The 2,762-nt window shown below is 75.3% G+C and carries 3 protein-coding genes; 2 read left to right on the forward strand and 1 reads right to left on the reverse strand.

Annotated elements, in window-relative coordinates:
- A partial coding sequence (locus HGA02_RS15590; protein WP_246247882.1) for a chymotrypsin family serine protease occupies positions 1-1,093 on the reverse strand: 1,093 nt, incomplete at its 3' end.
- 358 nt (positions 1,094-1,451) lie between these two features.
- Between HGA02_RS15590 and HGA02_RS15595 the strand changes: the two genes are divergently transcribed.
- Together HGA02_RS15595 and HGA02_RS15600 are read left to right on the forward strand one after the other, a co-directional pair.
- Positions 1,452-2,078 carry an RNA polymerase sigma factor gene (locus tag HGA02_RS15595; RefSeq protein WP_225915920.1) on the forward strand — a complete coding sequence of 209 codons (627 nt, stop codon included), beginning with the start codon at positions 1,452-1,454 and terminating at the stop codon, positions 2,076-2,078.
- Positions 2,075-2,578: a carboxypeptidase regulatory-like domain-containing protein gene (locus HGA02_RS15600; RefSeq protein ID WP_124342751.1), complete on the forward strand. Its 504-nt coding sequence runs from the start codon at positions 2,075-2,077 to the stop codon at positions 2,576-2,578. Before HGA02_RS15595 ends, HGA02_RS15600 begins: the two co-directional genes overlap by 4 nt.
- Positions 2,579-2,762 lie beyond the last annotated feature (184 nt).

Genomic DNA, 2,762 nt, shown 5'->3' on the forward strand with positions numbered 1-2,762 from the left:
GGCCACCCGTCGCGCGCTGCTGCGCGGCTCGGAGCTGGCCAGCCCGACGCGCGAGCGCCGCCTGGCGGGCCCGCGCGGCGCGGACGGACGCGGGTGTCGCGACGTCGACGCCGAGCGTCGAGAGGACCGCGGCGATGGGGTTCGCGACGGAGAAGGAGCCGTCGCCCTCACCGGCCCACAGCAGCCCGACGACCTTGCCGTCCTCGTCGACGACCACGGACCCGGAGTCGCCGCCCGCGGAGAACGACGGCTGTCCCTCGTCGGGCTCGACGCGGATCTGGTCCCGCAGGGTGCGCCAGCCGATGCCGGGGCCGAAGTCGACGGACGTCGTGAAGTCGGTGGACACGACGCGCCCGGTCCGCAGACCGGTCGTGCGGCCGTGCTTGCGGACGACGGAGCCGTCGACGGCGGGGGCGGACCCGGTGACCGCGCCGATGCCGACGACGCCGGGCACCCACGCCGCACCGGGCGCGATGGCGACGACGGCGGCGTCGATGCGGTCGGTGAGGGTGCCGCGGACGAGCAGGCCGAACTGGTCCCCGCGCGCGGCGCCGTCGGCGAGCGCGGGCTGCACCCAGCGGCTCCCGACGTCCTCGAGCCCGTCGCCGGCGGCGACGTGCCAGTTGGTGAGGGCGAGCGCGCGGCCGGTGTGCCGCTCGACGACGACGACGCCGAGCGTGCCGTTGACGGACCGCAGCTCGGCGGAGGTGGCGCCCTGGATGGTGACGGGGTCGACGGGGCCGATGCTGATGCCGCCGGCGAGGGGCCGCACGCGACCGCGCATGAGGGTCGTGACGTCGTCGACGGCGGGGGCCTCGTGGTGCAGGACGACGCGGTGCTCGACGACGTCGGTGGGGACGCCGTCGATGGCGGCGGGGATCCGCTGGTCGTCGTCGAGGTCGGCGGCGTCGAGCTTGCGGGTGACGTGGACGACGATGGCCTGCCGTCCGGTGGGCCGGCCGTCGGACCACTTCTCGCCGATGTCGACGCCGACGACGCCCGGGCGGGCGATGAGCGAGTCCTCGTGGGTGCGCTTCGTCGGGCGGATCTGCTCCCGGCTGAGGGGCTCGGGCGCGCTGTCCTGCTCGGTCATGTCGTGCGTCTCCTCGGTTCGAAGTCCACGGTCCCGACCCGCTCCGGCGCCGTCGCCGCGGGGGCGGACCGGACGGCGTGAGCTCGGGCGGGTGCTGGCGAGGAGCGCCCGCGGCCTGCCCAGATACACGTCCGGGGAAGAAATCTTGGTGCACGTGTATCTGGTGGCGGGAGGCCCGCTCCTGAGGGGCGACCCCGGCACGGGGGGACGGGCGCTCGCAGGCGCGCGGGACGGGAGCGCACCCGGTCCGCGGCGGAGCCGGTCAGCTGTCCGTGTCGTCCTTGTCGGGGTTGTCCGGGCCGCCCTACTGTGTCAGGGGCGCGGCCGCCCGACGAGGCCAGCCTGTGAGGGGTCCATGATGAGTGACGACCTGGTGGAGCCGGTGGACGCCGCGCTCCGCGAGGGAGAAGGGCTGGCCGACCAGGCCGCCCGGGCCGTGGTCGCGTACCGCGACGGCGACAGGGCGCCGCTGGCGGCGCTCGTGCACGTGATGACGCCCCTGCTGTGGCACACGGTCCGCGCCCAGGGCGTGGACGCGGAGCAGGCGCAGGACATCGTGCAGAACGTCTGGCTGACCCTCGTGCGTGACATCGAGTCGATCCGCGACCCGCGGGCGACGCTGCAGTGGATGCTCGTCACCGCGAAGCGGGCGGCGTGGCGTGCGGTGCGGCGGACCCGCGAGGACCTGGTGCGGCACGAGCAGGACGAGCACGTGACCGACTGGCTCTCGGCCCCGGCCGAGGACCGGCCGGACACCGTCGCGGTGCGCTCCGAGCGCGACCGGGTGCTCTGGGAGCACGTCGGCACGCTGCCGGACCGCTGCCGTCGGCTCCTGGGGCTGGTCGCGCTGGTCGACCGGCCCGACTACACGGTGGTGTCCCGGGCGCTCGGGATGCCGGTCGGGAGCATCGGCCCGACCCGCGGCCGCTGTCTCGCGAAGCTCCGCCTCGCCCTCTCCAACGACCCCGCCTGGAGCATGTCATGAGCACCGACGAGAGCACCCTCGCCCTGGTCGCCGCGGGTTCGCTGGACGTGGCGGACGTGGAGATCCTGCAGCAGCTCGCGTCGCTGGTCGGCGCGTCCGACCCGGTCCCGGCGGGCCTGGTCGACCGCATCGGCATGGCCCTGACGATCGAGGCGCTGCACGCCGAGCTCGCGGAGCTGCACCTGGTCGGCGAGCCGGCGCTCGCGGTCCGTGCGGACGAGACGAGCATCGAGGCCGGCACGATCACGTTCACGACGGACGTGCTCACGGTGATGATCTCCGTGCACCCGGAGGCGGACCGCGTGCGGGTCGACGGCTGGGCCGCACCGGCGAGCGAGCTCTCGGTGGAGCTGCACCAGTCCGGTGACGTGACGACGGTGACGTCCGACGCGGACGGCCGCTTCTCGTTCTCCGACGTCGAGCGGGGCCCCGCGCGGCTCGTCCTGCGGCGACCGGAGGAGCCGCAGGTGCCCATCGTGACCCCGCAGATCGAGCTCTAAGGCACCGATGTCGGACCCGGGCGGCCCGGCGGCCGCCGGGCCGCCCACCGTCGACGTCCTCGCCGAGGCGCTGGTGCGCGCCGAGACCGAGAACGCCGAGGGTCGTCCGACGCGTGCCCGCCGACGCCTGCGCCCGCTGCTGCACGACCTGGAGGCCCTGCCGGGGGCGCCGGACGTCGTGCGG

The organism is Cellulomonas septica (assembly GCF_012396155.1).
Classification (GTDB): domain Bacteria; phylum Actinomycetota; class Actinomycetes; order Actinomycetales; family Cellulomonadaceae; genus Cellulomonas; species Cellulomonas septica.

Bases quoted from the DNA above. Each gene is read 5' to 3' on its own strand.
- HGA02_RS15600 (WP_124342751.1), top strand. From the start codon at position 2,075: ATGAGCACCGACGAGAGCACCCTCGCCCTGGTCGCCGCGGGTTCGCTG.
- HGA02_RS15595 (WP_225915920.1), top strand. From the start codon at position 1,452: ATGAGTGACGACCTGGTGGAGCCGGTGGACGCCGCGCTCCGCGAGGGA.